The sequence below is a fragment of the Nostoc sp. FACHB-888 genome, assembly GCF_014696655.1.
Classification (GTDB): domain Bacteria; phylum Cyanobacteriota; class Cyanobacteriia; order Cyanobacteriales; family Nostocaceae; genus Nostoc.
The window spans coordinates 242110-248128 of sequence record NZ_JACJQM010000003.1 but is presented as its reverse complement, the minus strand read 5'-3'; the positions used below and the strand labels follow the sequence as shown (position 1 = coordinate 248128).

Genomic DNA, 6019 nt, shown 5'->3' with positions numbered 1-6019 from the left:
TTGGGTGGCTAATGGGCTGTCGGCGATTGGCCAGAGACTATGAGTTATTACCGGAAACATCGGAGACGTTTATCTACCTTGCCATGATCCGGATCATGGTAAGACGATTAGCATAAAATTTTACCCCCCCAAACTTTTCAAACAGCCTCTAATGAAATTATCAAGACGTAACTTCTTTACATTAGCTGGTGCGAGTGCTGTCGGTGTTACAATGCTTTCTCCTCTAGAAGCCTTATATGCAAGACGTGCTAATGGCCAAGTTGTAGGATTAACTGATGGTTACGGCCCATTAGCACCTAAGCTAGCCGAAAATGCAGATGAACTCTAAGGTGTCATTTTGGGTGGTATTGACTTAGGCAATACTTCCATTTTGCAGCTTCCTCCTGGCTTTAATTACACAGCGATCTCAGTAACAGGTCAGGCAATGAGTGATGGTGGTACTGTGCCTGGGAATCATGATGGCATGGCTGCATTCGAGGGCCCTAAGAACACCACAATTCTGGTGCGGAATCATGAACTGGGTGCTTTGGGTTCTAACCCAGTCCGTGTACCTCAAGACAAACTATACGATCGCCTAGGTGGCGGCACGACAAATATTGTAGTTGGGCCCAATCGTCGGGTAATCAAGCATTTTGCTTCTCTAGGCGGCACAATTCGTAACTGTGCGGGTGGCCCTACTCCCTGGGGTACCTGGATTACCTGTGAAGAGGACGTAACGCTTCCCTCATCTGGTGGAGCAACCAAAAGGCATGGCTATAATTTTGAAGTGCCAGCGACAGACGAAATTCAGGTTGCCGACCCAGTGCCTCTAGTTGCTATGGGACGTTTTAACCATGAAGCTGTTGCTGTTGATCCGGCAACTGGATGGGTCTATCAAACCGAAGACAGGGGCGATAGCTGTTTCTATAGGTTCCGCCCTAACCAGCAAGGTAACTTGCAAAGCGGTGGCGTGCTTGAGGCGCTTGTAATTGTAGGCGCACCTGCGGATACGCGCAGAAACTACCTCGCCTATAAGAATATAGCGTTGTCAACCACCTGGGTTCCGATTAACAACGTTGATCCCAATACCGATAGTGGTTCTGCTTCAGTGCGACGACAAGCCCAGGCAACGGGTGCTGCAATCTTTGCGCGGGGTGAAGGTGCTTGGTATGGCAATGGCGCGATCTACTTTACCTGTACCAGTGGTGGCGACGCTGGTTTTGGTCAAGTTTTTGCTTACAATCCTAGTAACGGCACATTGACTTTAGTCGTTGAGTCTCCTGGAGAAAGTGTACTAGACTTCCCTGATAACATTACAGTTGCTCCTTTTGGTGACTTGATTCTTTGTGAAGATGGAGGCGGAGACAGTTATATTGTCGGCGTTAATCAAAGCGGCGAGCTGTATCAGTTTGCAAAAAACAATATCAATGAAAGTGAATATGCAGGAGCCTGCTTCTCACCTGATGGCCGCACAATGTTTGTCAATCTCCAATCCCCTGGAATTACCTGTGCGATTTGGGGGCCTTGGAACAGAAACCGAGCATAAGGTTAGTTATATCTAAGTGATTTGATCGCTTACAGGGCTACTCCAGTTTATTCTTGGAGTAGCCCTATTTTTATTAGTTGAATGAGATTCCAGGAATACAGAGGAGACAACTGGAAATGAATCTGCTGGTTCGAGAAGTACAACTCGATGATGCTACGGCGATTATTGGCATTCTGAACCCTATCATTGAAACCAGTTTATACACTGCCTTTGATACACCGCTCACAGTCGATGCCGAACGGGAGTATATATTGAATTTTCCCCAGCGTGGGGTGTTTCATGTTGCTGTGCGCTTTCCAGAGCAGAGGGTTGTTGGGTTTCAAACTATGGAACCATTTGCGACGTTTACACACGCCTTTGACCACGTAGGAATCATCGGAACATATGTGAATCTTTTGTACCGACGACAAGGCATTGGCAAAAGTCTGTTTGAGGCTACCTTTGAAACCGCTCGCACCAAAGGATACGAAAAAATCTTAACCTACGTTCGCGCCGATAATGCCCCTGCGTTAGCTAGTTATCTCTGGCATGGTTTTCGCATAATTGGGACGGCACAGAGACAAGCCAAGATCAAAGGAACGTATATAGATGAGATCATCATTGAAAGGTTTTTGTAGATAGCCTCTATGCTTCTCACTGCTACGTTAAACTTATAGCACTGAGACACTTGCCGCTATGTCTGTCACCAAAGATTTTCAAGCTTCAAAAGATGTTATATATCCGCCAGGGGATTTATATAGTGACGAACCGCCTTTGGAAACTGACTTACATCGGCTACAAATGACGCTGCTGATTCAATGCTTAGAGTGGTTGTGGCGAAATCGTAACGATTTTTATGCATCGGGTAATCTTACCATCTACTACAGTCCACGCCAGCGCAAATCAGAAAATTTTCGGGGGCCAGATTTTTTTGTAGTACTAGGAACTGAACGCAAACCCCGTAAAAGTTGGGTTGTCTGGGAAGAAGATGGCAAATATCCTAATCTAATTATAGAAATTCTCTCAGATAGCACAGGCGACACTGACAAGGGGCTAAAAAAACAAATTTATCAAGATATCTTTCGCACACCAGATTACTTCTGGTTTGACCCAGAAACACTAGAATTTACAGGGTTCCATTTGCTTGATGGTGAATATCAACCGTTGGAACCCAATCCTCAAGGTTGGTTGTGGAGTCAACAGCTAGGTTTGTATTTGGGGGTTTATCAAGAAAATTTATGCTTTTTCACTCCTGAAGGAGAATTAGTTGCAACACCGGAAGAAGTTGCACAACAAGAGAAAAAACGCAGCGATCGCTTGGCAGCGAAACTGCGAGAATTAAATATAGATTCAGATACTATTTAGCCTCCACGCTGTTTTACTTAAACCTGTTGGCGCGAATACTATATATCTTCAGGAAGAACCCATTTTGGTGGTTCCGTTATTTTTTTCCGCAGACGTTCTTGTGCCAACTCCAACATTTGGTCTAAGGGAGTCTCTTCAATAAATTTTGCTGCGGCTTCTCTAAACTCGATATTGGGACATTTATCCCCTAAAACACATCCGTTAACACAGGCTACAGCGCAGTTAATTTTTTGCTCCACAGTAAATTCCTCTCTCTAAAAGTTATTAGTTATGAGTTGTGAGTTATAACATTTCATCCCTAACTATTCACCCTTTACCCTCCAGGTAAATTTTACCTTGCCAGTTGTCATCTCATTAGTCTAAATACTTACCATTTAGAAAGTTATCGGTTATGAGTTATGATTTTGACTCCTAACTTCTCACTCTTATGAAAGGCGCTCATGTCAGAAGTTTTTGCTACTACTGGAACTATCGCTGCGATCGCTACTGCTGTTGTCCCCCAACAGGGTAGTGTTGGTATTGTACGGGTGTCCGGTTCCCAAGCAATGGCTCTAGCCCAAACTCTTTTTCACGCACCAGGGCGGCAAACTTGGGAAAGCCACCAGATTCTCTACGGTTACATTCGCCATCCCCAGACGCAACAACTGGTAGATGAAGCTCTGTTGCTGATTATGAAAGCACCCCGTTCTTACACTCGTGAAGATGTAGTGGAATTCCATTGCCACGGGGGAATTATGGCAGTGCAGCAGGTATTACAACTGTGTTTGGAAAACGGCGCAAGACTTGCCCAACCAGGAGAATTTACTCTCCGCGCTTTTTTAAATGGACGATTGGATCTAACTCAAGCCGAAGGTATTGCGGATTTAGTGGGAGCTAAATCGCCTCAAGCTGCCCAAACTGCCCTAGCTGGTTTACAGGGAAAATTAGCTCATCCGATCCGGCAGTTACGCGCCAACTGCTTAGATATTTTGGCAGAAATCGAAGCTCGAATCGATTTTGAGGAAGACTTGCCTCCGTTGGATGATAAAGCAATAATATCAGAAATCGAGAAAATTGCCGCCGAAATAACTAGATTATTGGCAACCAAAGATAAAGGTGAGTTGCTACGCACTGGTTTAAAAGTAGCAATTGTGGGGCGGCCGAATGTGGGTAAGTCCAGCTTATTGAACGCTTGGAGCCAGAGCGATCGCGCTATTGTGACTGACTTACCCGGTACAACCCGCGATGTGGTGGAATCGCAGTTAGTTGTCGGGGGAATTCCCGTACAAGTGCTAGATACAGCTGGGATTAGGGAAACAACAGACCAAGTAGAAAAAATTGGTGTAGAGCGATCGCGTCGTGCTGCCAATGCGGCTGATTTAGTCTTGCTTACCATTGATGCTTCAGTCGGTTGGACGGAAGGCGATCAAGAAATTTATGAACAAGTGCAACACCGTCCATTAATTCTAGTTATTAATAAAATCGATTTAGTAGAAGAAGACGCAAGCAAAATTCTTCAATCTCAAATTCCAAATTTAAAATATAAAATTGTTACAGCCGCAGCCCAAAATCAAGGCATTGATGGTTTAGAAAAAGCAATTTTAGAGATAATTCAATCTGAAAAAGTTCAAGCTGCTGATATGGATTTAGCCATTAACCAAAGGCAAGCCGCAGCCTTAACTCAAGCTAAAATTTCTTTGGAACAGGTACAAGCAACAATTGCCCAACATTTACCTCTTGATTTTTGGACTATTGACTTACGGGGAGCTATTCAAGCACTAGGAGAAATTACTGGAGAAGAAGTAACGGAATCAGTTTTGGATAAGATTTTTAGCAAGTTTTGTATTGGTAAATAGTAAGGTGTTGGTTAACATATTGATTGTTTTTCGCTTTAACAAATTGATGCCATCAAATTCCGACATCACAGCGACAGACAAGTTGGTGCTTATTTGGTTTCTCGCTATGAATATGAAATACCTCCACAAATAACTTAAATTGATATGTCTTTTATCGATGAAATTAATCCTGTCAACGCATTGATCGTGGGAGCCAACCGAGGTATTGGTTTGGGTTTTGTGAAAAAATTGCTACAAGATCACAGAATAGCCAAAGTTTATGCAACTTATCGTCAACTAGAGTCAGCTTCAGAGTTAATATCTCTTGCAGGCGAACATTCTGAGCGATTAATTTGTTTGGAGATGGATATTACTAACGAGTTGCAGATTGCTGAAGCTGTTCAAAAAATACGTATTCAAGTTGACAAACTGCATTTGGTAGTCAACTGTGTAGGGCTGCTGCATGAAGATAATTTGCAACCTGAAAAAAGCTTAAGACAACTCAATTCGGAAAATTTGCTCCGCTACTTTCAAATAAATAGTATTGGTGCTGTCTTGCTAGCTAAACATCTATTGCCTTTGTTTCGTCATGGAGAACGCAGTGTGTTCGCTAGTATTTCTGCTAAATTGGGCAGTATTGGCGATAACCAACTTGGTGGATGGTATGGTTATCGGGCTTCTAAAACAGCACTTAATATGTTGATGCGAACCGCGGCAATTGAGTATAAAAGAAGTTGTCCTAAAGCATTAATAGTGACATTGCATCCTGGTACAACTGATACGCGCCTTTCCCATCCTTTCCAGGGAAATGTACCTGCGGAAAAATTATTCTCAGTGGAACGCACCGTTAACCAATTACTGGCTGTGATTGAACAGCTTCAAGAAGGTGATAGTGGACAGTTTTTCTCGTGGGATGGGAGCAGATTGCCTTGGTAACTAAGTTACGCTGGTGCTAATCTAAACTCACATTACTTGTAACCAAAGCCTATGAAGTTTTTTGTGCCAGCAGCTAAAGATGATATCAAAGCAGAGCAGGTGTATAGTGCGATCGCTCAGTCTGTCAAAGCACCAATAACCGAAAAGCGTATTTGGAAGTTACAGTGGCGCGATCGCGAAATTGATATGGAATGCGAGGTAGGTAAACCCTTACCATCCTCTTATCAAACCGGGAAAGAGCTAGTTATGGCAATCTTTGAGTGCGAAAACCTTTATAAAATTTGTACTCTTACCCGGGGAGGAGTAAAGGGAGAACCTATCTTGGTTGGCAAAAACTCTGTATCCTCAGCAACGTATTTTTCAGATAATGTTGTAAATAACTGACTCTGTATTTTAATAT

General features: G+C 43.3%; 7 protein-coding genes and 1 pseudogene. 7 read left to right on the top strand and 1 reads right to left on the bottom strand.

Translation table 11 applies throughout. The features are described from left to right. The 4 genes and pseudogenes from H6G26_RS03815 to H6G26_RS03800 all read left to right on the top strand — a co-directional run. The coding region (locus H6G26_RS03815; RefSeq protein WP_190727979.1) for a transposase at positions 1-116 on the top strand (116 nt) is incomplete at its 5' end. A gap of 35 nt (positions 117-151) precedes the next feature. Further along, positions 152-1525, top strand: a pseudogene (locus H6G26_RS03810) (alkaline phosphatase PhoX). A gap of 116 nt (positions 1526-1641) precedes the next feature. Then, on the top strand, positions 1642-2142 hold the full coding sequence (locus H6G26_RS03805; protein ID WP_190727978.1) for a GNAT family N-acetyltransferase: 501 nt from the start codon (positions 1642-1644) through the stop codon (positions 2140-2142). Between the two features lie 58 nt (positions 2143-2200). Next, complete coding sequence (locus H6G26_RS03800; RefSeq protein WP_190727977.1) at positions 2201-2869, top strand: Uma2 family endonuclease; 669 nt, start codon at positions 2201-2203, stop codon at positions 2867-2869. 38 nt (positions 2870-2907) lie between these two features. Here H6G26_RS03800 and H6G26_RS03795 read toward each other — a convergent pair whose 3' ends face one another. After that, positions 2908-3108, bottom strand: a complete 201-nt coding sequence (locus H6G26_RS03795; protein ID WP_190727976.1) for a hypothetical protein — start codon at positions 3106-3108, stop codon at positions 2908-2910. A 201-nt stretch (positions 3109-3309) separates the two neighbouring features. Between H6G26_RS03795 and mnmE the strand changes: the two genes are divergently transcribed. The 3 genes from mnmE to H6G26_RS03780 all read left to right on the top strand — a co-directional run bounded on the left by mnmE (position 3310) and on the right by H6G26_RS03780 (position 6003). Continuing rightward, entirely contained in the window at positions 3310-4704 is a 1395-nt protein-coding gene (mnmE, locus tag H6G26_RS03790) for a tRNA uridine-5-carboxymethylaminomethyl(34) synthesis GTPase MnmE (protein WP_190727975.1), read from the top strand. Positions 4705-4848: 144 nt separating this feature from the next. Then, a complete protein-coding gene (locus H6G26_RS03785) occupies positions 4849-5619 on the top strand; it encodes an SDR family NAD(P)-dependent oxidoreductase (protein ID WP_190727974.1) in 771 nt (256 codons plus the stop codon). 63 nt (positions 5620-5682) lie between these two features. Next, positions 5683-6003, top strand: a complete 321-nt coding sequence (locus H6G26_RS03780; RefSeq protein WP_347242430.1) for a hypothetical protein — start codon at positions 5683-5685, stop codon at positions 6001-6003. The last annotated feature ends 16 nt before the right edge of the window (positions 6004-6019 follow it).